The sequence below is a fragment of the Micromonospora sp. NPDC023966 genome (assembly GCF_040639095.1).
Classification (GTDB): domain Bacteria; phylum Actinomycetota; class Actinomycetes; order Mycobacteriales; family Micromonosporaceae; genus Micromonospora.
Genome location: NZ_JBEZZJ010000014.1, coordinates 44,247 through 59,291 on the forward strand (window position 1 = coordinate 44,247; position 15,045 = coordinate 59,291).

The following is a 15,045-nucleotide window of genomic DNA, read 5'->3' on the forward strand; positions in this document are numbered from 1 at the left end:
GGGAGGACGGGTACCCCCGCCCGCGGGGCGCGGTGGCCCTGACGACACATGACCACGCCATGGGACCCCGCAGCGACCGGCGTACTCCGGCTGCCCTCCGGTCGACTCGTCCGCGGCCGGGCACTCCGCCGCCCGCTCCCGCCCGGCCCGCCGCCCACCTTCGCCCTCTACCTGCTCGGCCGCCGGCCACCAGCGGTGCCGTGGGAGCATCGATGGCTGCGCTGGCCCGACTTCCGGCTGCCGTCCGACCGCGCCGCGACCGCCGACGCGTTGCAGGAGGCGTGGGCTCGCGCCGGGGACGAACGCGTCGAGATCGCCTGTGGCGGTGGAAAGGGGCGCACCGGCACCGCCCTCGCCTGCCTCGCGGTGCTCGACGGCGTGCCCAACGACCAGGCGGTCGCCTACGTCCGGCAGCACTACGCCCGGCAAGCCGTCGAGACTCCCTGGCAACGCCGTTTCGTACTCCGGTTCCGATAGCCCCCCGAAGACCGGCCCGCGCACCCCCTGCCGCCGTCGTTTCGTCGCCCACCGGCCGGGTACGCGCCGGTCGACGAGGAGAGGGGGCGCCGAATGGCCGGCATCATGCTGCGCAGCACCGCGTTCAACGACCACGACCTGCTGCCGGGGCGGTTCGCCAAGGACGGCGAGAACCTGTCACCGCCGTTGCAGTGGTCGGACGTGCCGGACTCCACCGAGGAGCTGGTCCTGCTCGTCGAGGACCCGGACGCGGGCAAGGAACCGTTTTTGCACTGGCTGGTCACCGGGATCTCCCCGGAGCCCGGCGAGGTGCCCGAGGGCGGGCTGCCGCCGGGCGGCCAGGAGTGGCCGAACAGCTTCGGCGAGACCGGCTGGAGCGGGCCGCTGCCGCCACGCGGCGACGAGGCCCACCGCTACTTCTTCCGCCTCTACGCGCTGAACCGTCCGCTGGAGCTGTCCGGCGCGCCGCAGGCCACCGACGTGCACCGCGCGCTCAAGGGCCGGGAGATCGCCAGCGGCACCACCGTCGGCACCTACTACCGCTGACCCGCTCCGGGGACCGGCCGGCGACCCCGGCCGGTCAGCCCTTCCAGCGGGGCACCAGGCGGTGCACCATCGCCAGGACCAGCGCGGCCACCACGGCGACCGTGCCGGCGATGCCGGCCGCGCTGCCCGCGTACCCGATGAAGAGGGCACGGCGGGTGAGTTCCTCGACGGGCGTGGTGGAGCGATCGACCAGCCAGGACAGCGCGAGCGCGGCGAGCACCAGGGCGAGGGCCCCGGCGAGGCCGAGCACCGCGGCGGCGACCCGGTGCGCGTCGGCCGGGGAGACCACGGCCTGCTCCCGCTGAAAGAAGAGGAGCACCAGGCCGGCGACCGCGGCCCAGGCGCCGACCACGAGGAACGCGGCGACCGCGTCGCTGGGTCGGTGCCAGCCGGCGGAGAGGGTGGCCACCCCGGCGGCGGCCGCATAGCCCGCGCCGAGGAACGCGCCGGCCACCCGCAGCTTCGGCGGCAGCACCAGGATCAGCGCGACCGCCACCGACGCGGCCACGGCGGTGTGCCCGCTGGGCAGGCTGTTGCCGGCCGCGGCCCGTTCCGGGTCGATGCCGAAGTCGGGCCGACCCAGGTAGTGCTTGAGCAGTTGGGTGCTGACGTTGGCGCCGGCGATGAGCAGGGTGGCGGTGACGGCGAGCGCCTTGCGGCCGCGGATCAGCGCGATGAAGCCGATCATGGCGGTGGCGACCAGCAGCGACACCACCGACATGGCGTTGAGGATGCGGTCCACCGGGCCGTCGATGCGGTCCTGGCCGATCCGGTTGCCGGTCAGCGCGACGGTGTCCAGCCACTGGCCGAGCTGGGTGTGCACGGCGAAGCGCCACACCACCAGGAACGCCGCCGTCTGGGCCAGCGCCAGCACGACCAACCAGACCGCCGTCCAACCCCTCGCCGTCTCGCGCACCCGCACACCGTAACGGCCGCGCGGCTTCCGCGCTCTGCGAGCCGCCGGCCGGGGGCGGGGTGTCACGGCCCGGCCGCCGTCTGCGGTGCCGGCGGCCGTACGGGGCTCGGCGTGATCCTCAGATACGCGACGGCGACGGCGACGCCGACGAGCGCGAAGACGCTCCACGGCGCCCAGGCAGGCCAGCGGTCACCGAGGTCGAGGAGCCGGCCGCCGAGGGCGTTGCCGACCGCCGCGCCCAGCGCGAGGCCGAGCCCGTTGGCGCCGAAGTAGGAGGCCAGCGCCCCCGGTGCGGCGAGGTGGGAGACGGTGGTGTTCACGGTGGGCAGGAAGAGCACCTGGCCGAGGGTGAACACCACCACCCCGGCGAGCAGGCCGGCCAGCCCGGGGAGCACCCCGAGCAGGAACAGCCCGAGGCCCAGCAACGCGGTGGCGCAGGCCAGCGTGGGGCCGGTGCGCAGGTGCCGGGCCGCGAGGCGGGTCAGCGGCACGGTGCTGACCACCAGCACCACGGCGGCGGTGCTGTAGATCAGTCCGAGCGCGGCAGGCCCGTCGAGCACCTGCCCGACCCGGACCGGTACAGCCAGGTAGAGCTGGCTGAACAGCGCCCACGCCCCGGCGGTGACCAGCGCGAACCGGCGGAACCGGCGGTCCCGCCACACCGTGCGCAGGAGAGCGCCGGCCGGCCGGGCGTCCGCGCGGCGCGCCCCGTCCGGGGGCAGCCCGAGCCAGGTCAGCAGGCCGGCCAGGAGGAACAACCCAGCCGCGGCGAAGCAGAGGGCCGGGAAGTCGCCGGCGGCGAGCAGCCCGCCGAGCGCCGGACCGAGGACGAACCCCGTGTTGCTGGCCGTCTCGCGTACCGCGTACGCGCGGACCCGGTGCGACGGTGGGGTCAGTTCGGCGTACCGGGCGTAGCTCGCCGGGTGGAAGAGCGAACCGCCGACGCCGGCCAGGACGGCGGCGACGGCCAGACCCGGCACCGAGGAGGCCAGCCCGAAGGCGGTGAAGCCGGCGGCCCGCAGCAGCACGCCGAGGCAGATGGCCCGGCGGTGACCGAGGCGGTCGGCGAGCAGTCCGGACCCGAGCATCATGCCCTCCTGGCTGACCGACCGGAGCCCTGCGAGCAGGCCGGTGACCGCGACGCTCAGCGCCAGGTCGTGCACCAGGTGGTACGCCAGCAGCGGCACCAGCGCGTAGAAGCCGAGCGCCATCAGGAAGGTGTCGGCGACCATGACGCGCAGGCCGACGGACCAGAGCCGGGCGTGGCCCGCCGGCGGTGCACCGCCGGCGGGCCGTCCCGTGCTCAGCGGCGCACCCGGGCGCCGGCGCCGGCCACCAGGGCCTCCACCTCGGCCAGGCCGGCCATCGAGGTGTCACCGGGAGTGGTCATGGCGAGCGCGCCGTGCGCCGCGCCGTACTCGACGCCGAGGCCGAGGCCGCCCTTGACCATCAGCCCGTAGATCAGGCCGGAGGCGAAGCTGTCGCCGCCGCCCACCCGGTCCAGGATCTCCAGGCCGGGGCGGTGGCGGACGGTGACGAAGCCGGTCTCCCGCGACCAGGCGACGGCGCCCCAGTCGTTGATGGTGGCGGTGCGTACGGTCCGCAGCGTGGTGGCGACCACCGCGAAGTTCGGGTACGCCTCGGCGACCTGCCCGATCATCCGGCGGAAGTTGTCCGCGTCCAGCACGGACAGGTCCGCGGCGGTGCCCGGCACGGTGAAGCCGAGGCAGGCGGTGAAGTCCTCCTCGTTGCCGATCATCACGTCCACCATGGCGGCGAGCCGCCGGTTCACCTCCCGGGCCCGCTCCGGCCCGCCGAAGCCGCGCCACAGGCTGGGCCGGTAGTTCAGGTCGTAGGAGACGACGGTGCCGTGGCGGCGGGCGGCGGTCATCGCGGCGGCGGCGGTCTCCGCGGCCACCTCGGACAGCGCCGCGTAGATCCCGCCGGTGTGCAGCCAGCGCACACCCAGGGCGCCGAAGAGGTGGTCCCAGTCGACGTCGTCGGGGCGGAGCTGGCTGGCGGCGGTGTGCCCCCGGTCAGAGGTGCCGACCGCGCCGCGCAGGCCGAACCCGCGTTCGGTGAAGTTCAGGCCGTTGCGGGTGGCCCGGCCGATGCCGTCGTACGGCATCCAGCGCACCAGCGACGTGTCCACCCCGCCCTGGAGCATCAGGTCCTCGATGAGCCGGCCCACCTCGTTGTCGGCCAGCGCGGTCAGCACCGCCGTCCGCTGGCCGAAGCAGCGGCGCAGGCCACGCGCCACGTTGTACTCGCCGCCGCCCTCCCAGGCGCGGAAGGTCCGGGCGGTGCGCACCCGCCCCTCCCCCGGGTCGAGGCGGAGCATCACCTCGCCGAGGGAGACCAGGTCGTAACGGCACTCCCCGGCCGGTCGCAGGGTCAGGGTCACCGGTCCTCCCCGCAGGGCGCGGCCGGGTCGTACGCGTCCCGGTAGGTGCCGACGGCGTCGCCGCCGGTGTTGTCGGCCATCCGGTTGCCGCAGACGCGGCCCTGCGGGGTGCGCTGGAACTTGATCCCGCCGGCGGCGTTGCCGGTGATCAGGTTGCCGTACGCGTCGTTGTCGATCCCGTCGGTGGCGGTGTCACCGCCGAATCGGATGCCGGCGCCCCGGTTGCCGACGGCGGCGTTCCAGCGGAACGTGTTGCCGGAGCCGCGGGCGTCGAAGCCGGCCGATTCGGGGTCGCGCTGCCCGGTGCACCGGTTGAACTCGACCACGTTCGCGGTGGAGTTCTCCTTGACGTCCACGCACTCGTTGCCCCGGGTGTCGATCCGGTTGTGGTGGATCCGGTTGTCCCGGCTGACGTCCGGCCGGGCGTCCGGCGCCCCGTTCTTGCCCTGCTGCTCGGGGGCGGTGCCCAGGTAGATCGCCTCGCCGTTCTTGCCGCCCCCGGCGAAGACGAAGTCGTCCACGCCGCACGGCCCGATCTCGTTGAACGCCACGTCGGCGTGGGTGATCAGGTAGCGCAGCCGGACGCACTCGCCGCCGGCGTTTGCCAGCCGCATGTGGAACACCCGCAGCCCGTCGACGCCGTCGCCGGGCGTCGTGCTCATCACGTACAGCAGCTTGTCCCGATAGCCGTCGCGTTGGTCGGCCGCGCCGAACAGGCCGTCCACGGTGAAGCCGGACAGGGTGGTGTCGTCGTGCTGCACCTGGAGGATCCGGGCCCCGCCGCCACCGCTGACCACCGCGGCGCGCGGGCCGGTGACGGTGACCCCCGGCCGGCGGGTCACCGCGTCCTGCCGGTACGTGCCGGCGGCCAGGTGCACGGTCGCGCCTGTGGGCGCCACGTCCAGGGCGTGCTGGATGGTGGCGAACGGGGCGTCCGGCGTGCCCGTCGCGGCGTCGTCGCCGGCCGGGTCGACGTAGTAGTGCGACACGGGTGGGGCCGCGAGGGCCGGAGCCGCCGGGGCGGCCGCGGCGATGGCCAGGGCCAGCGCGGTGGCGCCGAGTCGTCGTGGGGTCATCTCGTCCTCGTCTCTGTACGCATGGAGATGGGCAGGGTGGACCGGGGCCGCGTCGGTACGCGGTCCGGACGGGTGGGTGTTTCGGGATGTGGCGGGCCGCGCGGGGGCGCGGACCTGGTGGTCGGGTCAGGCGGTCGGGGCGGGCGCGGCGCCGGTCGCCGGCCTGTCGAGCGCGGGCGCGAGGCGGGCGGCCATCCGCAGACCGAGCAGCAGCGGCAGGGTGGGGCCGAGCAGCAGCGGCCCGAGCGCCGACGGCGAGGTCAGCAGCGGTACGGCGAGGGCCGCGCCGAGCAGCGCCAGCCCTCGGCGGGGCGAGCCGAAGGCGAGGAACAGCGCCGCCCGCGCCCAGCGGCGGGCGTCACCGCCCGGGTCCCGGCCGGCCGTCGCCGCCAGCGCCAGGTGGTACGGCACCAGCGCCAGCACCAGCCCTAGCTGGAGGGCGAGCAGGGCGAGCGCCGGCGGGCCGGACCGGCCGGCGAGGAAGACCAGGTTGCCGGCGAGCACCGCACCGACCACCGTGGACGCCGCCGCGTGCCGCCACAGCGCCCGCCAGTAGCCGCCGAAGGCGCGCAGCGTGTCGAGGAACGGCCGGGCGTGGTCGCCGTCGCGCCACCGCTCTAGGGCGTACCCGGCGGCGGCGAGGGCGGGCAGCCAGGTCACCACGCCGACGCAGAGCAGCAGCAGCGCGCAGCCGGCCAGTGCCGGGTACGCGACGAACTCCAGCACCCGCAGCACCGTGCTCTCCCAGCCGCTGCCCCGCGGTTGGCCGGCCGGCGGGCGACGGCGGAGGGCGGCGCGGGCACCCGCGTTCAGGCTGGCCACGGCAGCACCCCCGTCATCGGCTCGGTGTCGTCGACGAGGGTACGGCCGGCGACTTCGACCCGGGTAGCCCCGACCAACCCGAGCCGGCCGGGGCGGCCGTCGGCGGCGGGGACCAGGATCACCGCGGCCGCGTCGGCGCGTACCCCGGCGCCGTCGAGGTGCCGGTCCAGCGGGGCGAGCAGCACGGTCTCGCCGGTGCCGAACCGCACTCCCACGCCGGACCGGCAGTCCACGGCCTCGGCGGTGGCCGGGGCGGGATCCAGCGCGGAGGTGGGTTCGATCGCGGTGAGCAGCCGGGCGGTCCGGGTCGCCCCGACCGTGACCCGGGCGGTGTGCAGCTCACGGACGATCCGCAGGCTCGGGGTGCTGGCGGTGGGGTTGGCCTCGATGGTGGTGGTGCCGGTCGCCACCCGGGTGTCGTCCGGCGCGAGCCGGCGTACCCAGGCCTGGCCGGGCCCGGAGCGCAGCACGAGATCGTCGTCGACCGCCTCGGCGGGCCAGTCCGAGTGCAGCAGGAACGTCCACTCGCGGGGCTGGTCCGCGGCCAGCTCGTCGAGGAGCACGAGCCGCCCGGACGGGGCGAACACCAGCGTCCGGTCGACCCGTCGTACGCCGAGCGCCGGATCGAACATCGCCGCCGACTCGCTGGTGGCGTGGACCATCCCGGCGGTGGCGAGGACGTCGCGCAGCCGCGGCTGCCGCTCGTACGGCAGGTCCTTGTAGACGTGGTAGCGGTCCTCGCCGGCCCAGCCCTGCCCGTCGACCAGCACCAGGTTGTGGTGTGCGGCGCGCTTGCGGTTGCAGTAGCCGTCGTCCACGGCGAGGAACGCGCCGTGCGAGCCGAACACGAACGAGCCGGCGTCCGGGTGGTGATGTCCGGCGTTGAGGGTGTCCCAGCCCTTCTCCCGGCGCAACGAGTGGGAGGTCTCCCAGGCCTGGTGCCCGCCGCCGGGCGCCGACTTGAAGCTGACGAAGCTCGCCGCGTCGCCCCAACCGGTGCGGGCGGTCACCTGCCCGAGGTCGGGGAAGTACGCGGTGGTCGGCACCGTCTCCGCCGGATCCTGAGGGGTCACCTGCGGGTCGTACCAGAGCAGCTCGTAGCCGGCCTCGGGCATGACGCCCGGCTTGACGCCGGAGGCGTACGCCTCGCGCCAGAAGTGCTTCCGGGCGACCCGGTCGGCCAGCCAGGCTGCCCGGCCGTCGCGGTAGACGGCGGCGAGCTTGTGGTAGAGCGCGACGCTGTGCCCGGAGCGGCGGTCGTGGCAGTCACCGTGGTCGACGTTCTCCTCGAAGCCGGGGGCGCACTGGTGCAGCCGCCACTCGACGGTCCGGGGCAGGAAGTCGCCCCGCCGCCACCAGTCCAGCCCCTCGGCGTGCTGAAGCAGGTCGAGGTGCACGGCGAGCCAGGGCACGCCGTACCGCCAGTAGACGACGCCCTCGGAGTCGGAGCCGTCGGCGGGCATCAGGTCGAGCACCGTGCCGAGGTTGTCCCGGGCCCGGTCGCTCCAGGCCGGCTGGTCGAGCACGTACCCGGCGGCGGCCAGCCCGGCGTAGCAGATCCAGTTGTGGTTCTGCCAGTAGCTCGACGACCACCAGCTCCCCTCGGTCTCCACCGCGAAGGTGTACATCCGCTCGCCCTGCAGGTGCAGCTTGGCGCGAAGCGCGTCGGCCTCGCCGGCGGGCAGGTCGTCGCGGAGCCAGGAGTACGCCAGGGAGAGACCGTGCAGCAGCCAGCCGGCGTCCAGGTCGTGGTCGGGCAGCTTCGCCTTCCCCCAGTGCGGGTACGACACGGCGGCCCCGATCCACCGCCGCGCCTCGGCGAGGTAGCCGGGCTGCCCGGTCAGCCGGTGCGCCAGGGCGAGGTTCAGCGCGGCCGGCCCGAGCCAGGTGATGCTCGCCAGCGGGTGCTCGGCCGGCGGGCTCTGCCCCCGGTACCAGTCGCACTGCTCGTGGAGCCGGCGCCACTGGGCGGCGTGGGTGGTGGTGAGCGCCGCGCGCAACCGGTCGAGCCGGTCGCCGATGAGCAGCGGTTGCATCATGCCCCCAGTCGGTAGACGGAACGGAAGGTCACGGCGGTGGCGTCCGCGGCGGTCCAGTCGACCCAGGTCCGGGTCCGCTGCGGGTCGTCGGCGGGGCCCGGGCCGGGCCGGGCGACCAGGTCGGCGTCGGCCGAGGCGTGATGCTCCCCGTGCAGCACCTGGCGGCCGCGCCAGACGGTGCCGAAGCCGCCACCGGGGCCGGGCCGGACGGCCAGCTCGACGTCCGGCCGGAGCCCGAGGGTGATCCGGCGGGGCCGGTCGGCGGTCACGGTCAACTCGTCCACCAGCGCGCCGTCGCGCAGGCGCAACTCCCGCCGCGCCGACACCCCCGGATACGCGGTGTCGCAGCCGACCGCCAGCGACCGCTGGTCGTGCCCGATCAGCCGACCGGCGCACTCGGCCTGGTCGAGACCGTCGACGGTGAACGTGGGGTGGGCGGCGGTGGAGCGGTAGTGCCGCCGCCAGCCCTGGTGCGCGTAGGGCACCTGACCGGGGTCGGGCTGCCAGGGGGTGTCCGTGCCGTAGAGGTAGAGGGCGAGCTTGTCGAGGTGCCCGTGCGAGCCGCCGTGCGGGCCGAAGTCGGCCAGGGCGTGCAGCCCGTCGGCGCGGAGCACCGCGTAGCCGGCGTCCGGGTACAGCACGACGGGGTCGGCCGGCACCGGCACGGCACCCAGCAGCGGACGCAGTTCGGCCAGCTCGGCCAGCTCGTACTCCGCCGGCGGCCGCCGGTACGGCCCGTCGTGCAGCATCGGCAGCAGGCCGCCGAAGGTGGTGATCGTGTCCAGCACGGCGGCCATCGCGACGAGCCGCTCGCGCACCGGCTCCGGCGTCGGCACCTGCGGCTGCGCGTCCAGCGCCACCAGGTAGGCCCGCAGCACGAAGTGGTGGTAGTACGTGGCCGCCTCCCACTCCCACCCGTCCGGCCGCACCGCGGCCAGCACGTGCGCGTGCAACCCGTACGGCCCGGTCAGCCACTCGGGACGGCCGGAGCAGACCGCGCCGGCGGCGATCAGCCAGGCGGTGTAGTTGGAGTCGAAGCGCCCGTCGGCGACCAGCGACCCGCGGGCCTGGGCGGCGGCACCGGCCAGCCCGTCGAGCAGTCCGGTCACCTCCGCCGGCAGCGGGTCGCCGGCGGCCCGCAGCGCCCGGGCGGCCTGCCCGACGGTGACCGCCCAGATCGCCTCGGTCAGCGCCTGGTGGAACAGCCGGCCGCGCAGCATCCACTCGGCCGCGCCGGCGTGCGCGGCGCCGCCGAGGGCCGCGTACCGCTCGGCGTAACCGCCGAGCAGCCGGGCGGCGGCGGCCCGGTCGGCGGGGCGAGGCGAGCGGGCCAGGGTCCGGATCCGCCGGGCGCAGGCCTGGTGGGCGAGCACGGTCCAGGCGCCCCGCACCGCCGGGTCGTCCACCCGGCAGCCGTGCCGGCAGCGGGCGCCGCCGGCCGGGAACGTCCCGGTCAGCAGGCCGTCGTGCTCCAGTTCGACGCCGTGGGCCGGGCAGACGTACGCGTGCCACCAGCCGCCCCGATCGGGCGGCGGCACGGGCAGGTCCACTGGTGCCGGCGCGGTCAGCGGAACCACGCGCCACCGTCGATGTCGATCGTCGCCCCGGTGATGTACGCGGCGGCGTCGGAGGCGAGCCAGACCACCGCCCCGGCAACGTCGTCCGGGGTGCCGGCCCGGCCCAGGGGCACCCCGGCGACGATGTTCCGCTGCACCTCCGGTGGGGTGAAGGTGTCGTGGAAGGCGGTCCCGCCGATGAAGCCGGGGGCCACCGCGTTGACGGTCGCCCCGCCGGCAGCGAGTTCCTTGGCCAGCCCCTTGGTGAAGCCCCGGACCGCCGCCTTGGCCGCCGCGTACACGGCGGAGCCGGCGCCGCCACCGTTCTCGGCCGCCAGCGACGACATGGTGATCACCCGCCCCCGGACGCCCGCCTCGCGCAGGTGCGGGATGGCCGCCCGGGCGGTCCGGAACGTGCTGCCCAGGTTGAGGTCGACCACTCGCTGGTAGTGGTCGTCGGTCATCTCCGCCACCGGGCTGCGTCCCACCATCCCGCCGGCGTTGCAGACCAGCACGTCGAGACCGCCGAGGAAGCCGGCGACGTCGTCAAGGAGGCCGTCGGCCTCCTCGGTGCGGGTGAGATCGGCCTGCCGTACCACGGTCTTGCGGCCGAGGGCCTCGATCGCGGCACCCACCTCGGCGGCCGGGCCGGCCGAGTGTCCGTGGTGGACGGCGACGTCGGCCCCGGCGCGGGCCAGGGCCACGGCGATCGCCGCGCCGATGCCGTGGCCGGCGCCGGTGACCAGGGCCCGGCGTCCGGTCAGGTCGAAGGTCATCAGGGTGCTCCTTTGCGTGGTGCCGGCGGTCACTTGATGCCGGCGGTGGCGAAGCCCTGCACGAAGTACCTCTGCGCGAGGAGGAACAGGACGATCATCGGGACGGTGGCGAGGGTGGAGCCGGCCATCAGGTAGGCCCACTCCGTCTTCTCGGCCTGCTGGAACACGGCCAGGCCGACCTGGATCACCCGCAGGTCGTCGCGGGTGGTGACCAGCAGTGGCCAGAGGAAGTTGTTCCAGCTGTTCTCGAAGGTGATCAGGGCGACGGTCGCGACGGCGGGCTTCACCAGCGGGGTCATCACCCGGGCGAAGATGCCGAACTCCCCCATCCCGTCGATCCGGGCGGCCTCCTCCAACTCGACGGGGAGCGAGAGGTAGAACTGCCGGAACAGGAAGATGGCGAACGGGGTGAGCGCGCCGGGCACGATCAGCACCCACCAGGAGTCGAGCCAGCCGTTGCCGCCGCGCCCCAGGTAGTCGTTGCCGCCGAAGAACGGCATGCCCTTGGCGATCAGGTACTGCGGGACGATCTTCGTGTAGGTCGGGATCATCATCATGGTGAGGACGCCCATGAAGAGCACCGACCGGCCGCGGAACGGCACCCGGGCCAGGGCGTAGCCGGCCATCGACGCCAGGATCACGTTGATCACCGTGTGCCCGAGCGCGATCAGCAGGCTGTTGCGGAAGTACGTCCCGAACGGGGCGTACGCCAGGGCCTCCCGGTAGTTGCTCCACACCCACTCGGTGGGCAGCAGCTTCGGCGGGTAGCTGGCGATGTCGGCGTGGCTCTTCAGCGACGACAGCACCATCCAGACGAACGGCACCACCATCGCCAGCGCCCCGACGGCGAGCAACAGGTGCAGCAGCACCCGGGAGGGCAGACTACGCATCGTCGTCCCTCCCGGTGAGCCGCCGGCTGATCAGGGTCATCACCAGCAGGAAGGCGAAGAGCACCAGGCTCTGCGCGCAGGCGGTGGAGATGCGGAACTCGCTGAACGCGGTCCGGTAGATCTCGTACGTCATCACCGTGGTCGAGTTCGCCGGGCCGCCGTCCGGGGTGAGCACGTAGACCTGGTCGAAGACCTGGAACGCGTCGATCATCGAGACCACGAAGACGAAGAACGTGGCGGGGCGCAGCAGCGGCACGGTGATGGCGAAGAACCGCCGCGGCCCGGAGGCGCCGTCGATGTCGGCCGCCTCGTACAGCTCGGACGGGATGTTCTGCAGGGCGGCCAGGTAGATCAGCATCTTCAGGCCGATGCCCTTCCAGACGCTGACCAGGATGACCGCCGGCATCGCCCAGGTGGTGTCGGCGAGCCAGGCCGGGCCGTTGACCCCGACCTCGCCGAGGAGCAGGTTGAACAGTCCCAGGTTGGGCTCGAACATCCACATCCAGACCAGCGCGATGGCGACTGTCGCGGTGATGTGCGGCATGAAGAACGCGGCGCGGTACCAGGCCCGGCCCCGCAGCCGCTGGTTGAGCAGCACCGCGATGACCACCGCGATCGCCATCGCCACCGGCACCGTGAAGAAGGTGTAGACCACGGTGTGCCAGATGGACAGGTTCCAGGTCTCGTCGGCGAAGATCTCCCGGAAGTTCGCCAGCCCGACCCACCGCACGGTCCCGGCGACCACGTCGTAGTCGGTGAACGCCAGCGCGAAGGTGGCGAGCACCGGCAGCCCGATCCACCACACCAGGTGGATCACGGACGGCGCCAGCATGAGGTACGCGGCACGGCGCCGCTCCGCGCCGAGCCGTCGGCGACGCGGCGGGCGTGGCGCCCGGGTCACGGGCGCCACGTCGACACGATCGATGGTGGTGGTCATGTCAGCCCTTGGCGATCGCGCTCTGCGCCGTGGCGGCCAGCTCGTCGAGCGCCTGCTTCGGGGTCTTCTTCCCGAGCAGCGCCGACTCGATGGTCGCCTTAAAGTCGCCGCGGATCTCCAGCCAGGCCGGCACCCCGCCCTCGGAGTACGCCGAGCCCATGTTCTCCATGGCGAACTGGACCGCCTTGTTGCCGGTGACGTACTCCGACGTGGCCAGGCTCTTCAGCGCCGGCACGTTGCCCCGCTGCTCGTTGGCGGCGAGCGAGGTCTTCTCGCTGGCCAGGAACGTCACCAGGGCCTTGGCGGCGGCCGGGTGGGCGGACTTGGCGCTCACGGTGCCGATGGTTCCGCCCTGGAACAGCGCGGGGCGCTCGTTGGCGATCATGAAGAACCCGATCTTGTCCTGCTTGATCAGGTCGGGTGCGGTCTCCTGGATCGCCTGCCAGACGTTGTTGTGGCCGATCATCATGGCGGCCCGGCCCTGCGCCAGCGGCGGCCCGCCGGCCACACCGGGCTGGGTGAAGCCGAAGTCCTCCGAGCGGTCGGTGCGGACCACGTCGGTCATGAACTGGAGGGCGCCGACGCCGGCCTCGCTGTTGAACGCCGGCTTGCCGTCCGCGGTGAACAGGTCACCGCCGTTGGCCCAGAGCAGCGGCAAGAAGGTCTGGCGCAGGTCGTTGGAGAGGATGTCCAGACCGGCCCGGGTGAGCTTGCCGCCGGCGTCCCGCTTGGTCAACTTGCGGCCGTACTCGCGCAGTTCGGCGAAGTTGCGCGGCGGCCCGCTGAGCCCCGCCTCGGCGAAGAGGTCCTTGCGGTACAGGCCGAACCGGGTGTCCAGCATGATCGGCAGGCCGTAGACCTTGCCGTCGTAGACCCCGGGGTCGACCGCCCGCTCGTAGAAGCGCTGGCTGAGTTCGCCCTTCTGCTCGTCCAGCGGAGTGAGCGCCCCCTTGGCGGCGAACGGCGGGATCCAGCCGACGCCCATCAGCATCACGTCGTACGGCCGGCCACTGGCGATCGAGGTGGTCAGCTTTTCGTTGAGCTTGCTGTAGGAGGTGTAGTCGACCTCCACGGTCACCTTCGGGTGGCTGTCCTTGAAGGCCTTGAGCTGCTCCTCCAGGACCTTCTTGCCGTCGGTGCCCTCGAAGATCGGGGTGAGCAGCCGGATGGTCCCGGCCTCCTTGTCGTCACCCTTGCCGCCGGGCGCCGGGCCACCACAGCCGGCCGTGGCCAGCAGCGCTGTGACCAGCGCCGCGGCCAGTACGCGTGTCTTCCCCATCGCGGTCTTCCCTCCCGTGGGACGTACCCGGTCGCTCCAGGTCACGCCGCATTGTCGTCAAACGCGGAGATCAACAGCTCTTGCATCGATTTACTGGTGGAACGTTGCAGCAAGGCTAGGAGCGGCCTACAGGGCTGTCAATGGTCTGGACACACGACCGCAACACACGCTTAACTGAGCGGACCGGGACGTGTTCACGGGTCGGTGAACCCATACACTCGCTGCGTCCCCTATCGACCGAGCAGCACAGGAGAACCAGAGCGTGGCTGGTGTGACGATCTACCAGGTTGCTCGCGAGGCCCGGGTCTCGCCCAGCACCGTCTCGAACTTCCTCAACGGCCGCCCCGAACGCATGCTCCCGGAGACCCGCAGCCGGGTGGCGGCCGCGATCGACAGGCTGGGTTACCGGCCCAACCGGGCCGCTCGCCAGCTGCGGACCGGGCAGAACCAGGTGATCGGCCTCGTCGTGCCGAGCGTCGCCAACCCGTTCTGGGGCAGCTTCGCGCGGATGCTGGAGCGGGCTGCGCTCATCGAGGGCTACCGCGTGCTGCTCTGCAACAGCGAACGGGATCCCGAGCGGGAACGGGGCTACCTCGACGAGCTCTGGGCCGACGGGATCCGCGGCGTGGTGCTCTGCTCCTCGCTGCCCTCACTGGAGCACGTGCTGCCGCTGGTCGACGCCGGGCTCGGGCTGGTCGCCTTCGACCGCACCGCGCAGGCCGGTGACCCCGCCGCCCTGGTGAACATCAGCGTGAACAACGCGGTCGGCGCCCACCTCGCCACCGCGCACCTGCTCCAGCTCGGCCACCGGCGGATCGCCTTCGTCTCCGGTTCGCTACGCAGCGTCAACCGGCGGGACCGGTTCCGCGGCTTCACCCAGGCGTTCGAGGAGGCCGGGCTCGACCCGGCCGGGGCCGTCGTCTGGTCCGGCGGCGCGGAGCAGGAACCGTACGGCGATCTCGACGCCGCCGAGCTGGGCCGCAAGGCCGCCCGGGAGTTGCTGGCCGCCCCCGACCGCCCGACCGGCATCGTCGCCATCAACGACATGTGCGCGCTCGGGGTGAGCGCCGGGATCCGCGACGCCGGCCTGGCGGTGGGACGGGACGTCTCCGTGGTCGGCTTCGACGACATCGTGCTGGCCGACCTCGCCGCGCCGCCGCTGACCACGGTGCGGCAGCCCATCGCGGAGATGGCCGCCGCCGCCTTCCAGCACCTCCGGTCCCGGATCGACGCCCCCGAGGGCGGCCCCAGCCAGTCCTTGTTGATGCGCCCGGAGCTGGTCGTACGGGCGTCCACCGGCCCCGCACCCAGGGAGTAGGAGCGGACC

General features: G+C 73.6%; 14 protein-coding genes. 3 read left to right on the top strand and 11 right to left on the bottom strand.

Annotated features, from left to right (window positions below):
- The first annotated feature begins 48 nt into the window (after nucleotides 1-48).
- Both AB0F68_RS19345 and AB0F68_RS19350 read left to right on the top strand, forming a co-directional pair.
- A complete protein-coding gene (locus AB0F68_RS19345; RefSeq protein ID WP_357339953.1) occupies nucleotides 49-477 on the top strand; it encodes a protein-tyrosine phosphatase family protein in 429 nt (142 codons plus the stop codon).
- Nucleotides 478-570: 93 nt separating this feature from the next.
- Nucleotides 571-1,023, top strand: coding sequence for a YbhB/YbcL family Raf kinase inhibitor-like protein (locus AB0F68_RS19350; RefSeq protein ID WP_357339955.1), 453 nt, complete (start codon nucleotides 571-573; stop codon nucleotides 1,021-1,023).
- Between the two features lie 34 nt (nucleotides 1,024-1,057).
- Here the strand turns inward: AB0F68_RS19350 and AB0F68_RS19355 are convergent, their stop codons facing one another.
- From AB0F68_RS19355 to AB0F68_RS19405, 11 genes are all read right to left on the bottom strand, one after another.
- The gene (locus AB0F68_RS19355; RefSeq protein WP_357339957.1) at nucleotides 1,058-1,945 is read right to left on the bottom strand and encodes a phosphatase PAP2 family protein; all 888 of its coding nucleotides are present in this window, start codon (nucleotides 1,943-1,945) and stop codon (nucleotides 1,058-1,060) included.
- 56 nt (nucleotides 1,946-2,001) lie between these two features.
- The gene (locus tag AB0F68_RS19360) at nucleotides 2,002-3,171 is read right to left on the bottom strand and encodes an MFS transporter (protein ID WP_357339963.1); all 1,170 of its coding nucleotides are present in this window, start codon (nucleotides 3,169-3,171) and stop codon (nucleotides 2,002-2,004) included.
- 71 nt (nucleotides 3,172-3,242) lie between these two features.
- Entirely contained in the window at nucleotides 3,243-4,343 is a 1,101-nt protein-coding gene (locus AB0F68_RS19365) for a sugar kinase (RefSeq protein WP_357339966.1), read from the bottom strand.
- Nucleotides 4,340-5,419 (bottom strand): DUF1565 domain-containing protein, encoded by a 1,080-nt coding sequence (locus AB0F68_RS19370; protein WP_357339968.1) that lies wholly within the window; start codon nucleotides 5,417-5,419, stop codon nucleotides 4,340-4,342. The genes AB0F68_RS19365 and AB0F68_RS19370 overlap by 4 nt, the downstream gene beginning before the upstream one ends.
- 126 nt (nucleotides 5,420-5,545) lie before the next feature.
- Nucleotides 5,546-6,241, bottom strand: a complete 696-nt coding sequence (locus AB0F68_RS19375; protein ID WP_357339970.1) for a hypothetical protein — start codon at nucleotides 6,239-6,241, stop codon at nucleotides 5,546-5,548.
- Nucleotides 6,229-8,280: a heparinase II/III family protein gene (locus AB0F68_RS19380; RefSeq protein WP_357339972.1), complete on the bottom strand. Its 2,052-nt coding sequence runs from the start codon at nucleotides 8,278-8,280 to the stop codon at nucleotides 6,229-6,231. Before AB0F68_RS19380 ends, AB0F68_RS19375 begins: the two co-directional genes overlap by 13 nt.
- Entirely contained in the window at nucleotides 8,277-9,857 is a 1,581-nt protein-coding gene (locus AB0F68_RS19385) for a heparinase II/III-family protein (RefSeq protein WP_357339974.1), read from the bottom strand. The genes AB0F68_RS19380 and AB0F68_RS19385 overlap by 4 nt, the downstream gene beginning before the upstream one ends.
- Nucleotides 9,845-10,612: an SDR family oxidoreductase gene (locus AB0F68_RS19390; RefSeq protein WP_357339976.1), complete on the bottom strand. Its 768-nt coding sequence runs from the start codon at nucleotides 10,610-10,612 to the stop codon at nucleotides 9,845-9,847. The genes AB0F68_RS19385 and AB0F68_RS19390 overlap by 13 nt, the downstream gene beginning before the upstream one ends.
- Before the next feature lie 29 nt (nucleotides 10,613-10,641).
- Complete coding sequence (locus AB0F68_RS19395; protein ID WP_357339978.1) at nucleotides 10,642-11,502, bottom strand: carbohydrate ABC transporter permease; 861 nt, start codon at nucleotides 11,500-11,502, stop codon at nucleotides 10,642-10,644.
- Nucleotides 11,495-12,439, bottom strand: a complete 945-nt coding sequence (locus AB0F68_RS19400; protein ID WP_357339980.1) for a sugar ABC transporter permease — start codon at nucleotides 12,437-12,439, stop codon at nucleotides 11,495-11,497. The genes AB0F68_RS19395 and AB0F68_RS19400 overlap by 8 nt, the downstream gene beginning before the upstream one ends.
- 1 nt (nucleotide 12,440) lies before the next feature.
- A complete protein-coding gene (locus tag AB0F68_RS19405; RefSeq protein ID WP_357339981.1) occupies nucleotides 12,441-13,718 on the bottom strand; it encodes an ABC transporter substrate-binding protein in 1,278 nt (425 codons plus the stop codon).
- Nucleotides 13,719-13,980: 262 nt separating this feature from the next.
- Between AB0F68_RS19405 and AB0F68_RS19410 the strand changes: the two genes are divergently transcribed.
- The gene (locus AB0F68_RS19410) at nucleotides 13,981-15,036 is read left to right on the top strand and encodes a LacI family DNA-binding transcriptional regulator (protein ID WP_357339983.1); all 1,056 of its coding nucleotides are present in this window, start codon (nucleotides 13,981-13,983) and stop codon (nucleotides 15,034-15,036) included.
- Nucleotides 15,037-15,045: the final 9 nt, after the last annotated feature.